Raw genomic sequence first — 1,063 nt, 5'->3', positions numbered from 1 at the left:
CCGGCCGCTGGCCGGCTTTCCCTTGCCCTGGACGCGGGTTCCTTGCGGTTGCCGGCCAGCGACCGGCACTACCGGTTACTGCCGCAGTTCGCGGTAGGTCGCAGCCGGGGCGGTGATGCCGGGGCTGGCGCGCCAGGGGTTGATGTCCAGGCCACCACGGCGGGTATAGCGGGCCTCCACTTCCAGCCATTGTGGCTGGCAGCGCGCAGATACCTCGCTGAAGATCCGCTCAACGCACTGCTCGTGGAACTCGGCGTGTTCACGGTAGCTGACCAAGTAGCGCAGCAGGCCAGCACGATCGATCTTCGGCCCGCGGTAACGCAGGCTGACCGTGGCCCAGTCCGGCTGGCCGGTGACCGGGCAGTTGGACTTCAGCAGCGACGAGACCAGGGTCTCTTCCACCACCTCACCCGCATCGGCGGCGAGGAAATCCGCCTGCGGCGGGCCGTAGCAGTCGATCTCCAGTTCCAGCCCGTCGATGGACTCGCCGAGCGGCGTCTCGCGCAGGCCTGGCAGGCCGAACTCGACCTGGACCGGCACACCGGCGCAGGCCGACAGATCCGCCACCAGGCGCGCGCGCAGTGCCTCGGCGCTGTCGATGCGGGTGCTGTTGAGGGAGTTGAGGTACAGCTTGAACGACTTCGATTCGATCAGCCGCGGCGAGGTGCATGGCACCTGCACCGTGGCGACGGCGACCTGCGGCTTGCCACGCGGGTCGAGCCAGCTCAGCTCGAAGGCGTGCCAGCGGTCGTGGCCGACGAACGGCAGCGCGGCCTCATCGAGGCCGATCTCGGCGCGGGCGCCGCTGCGGGGGATGGGGAACAGCAGGCCGGGATCGTACTGCGACGGGTAACTGACCTCGCGACCGAGGCTGGAATCCTGTGGGGTGTTCATGGAGGTCATTGTATCGCGCGGAGGGCGGGCGTTCGGCCGGGCCGGCCAGCGGCGAAGCCCCTCCGTGGTGGGTGGGTTGGTCGCGGGAAGCCCCGACTCCCGGATGCGGGGGGGGGGGGGGGGGGGGGGGGGGGGGGGGGGGGGGGGGGGGGGGGGGGGGGGGGGGGGG

Annotated in this window: 1 protein-coding gene; it reads right to left on the bottom strand. The window is 71.3% G+C overall.

Going from position 1 to position 1,063, the window contains the following annotated elements:
* Positions 1-75: 75 nt before the first annotated feature.
* Positions 76-894: an NADPH-dependent 7-cyano-7-deazaguanine reductase QueF gene (queF, locus tag ABGA94_RS02400; protein WP_095378207.1), complete on the bottom strand. Its 819-nt coding sequence runs from the start codon at positions 892-894 to the stop codon at positions 76-78.
* Between the last annotated feature and the right edge of the window lie 169 nt (positions 895-1,063).

This window comes from Stenotrophomonas sp. 3diitr2024, from assembly GCF_042136455.1.
Lineage (GTDB): Bacteria > Pseudomonadota > Gammaproteobacteria > Xanthomonadales > Xanthomonadaceae > Stenotrophomonas > Stenotrophomonas sepilia.
The sequence above is the reverse complement of the archived record's forward strand: the minus strand, read 5'-3'. Positions and strand labels throughout refer to the sequence as shown.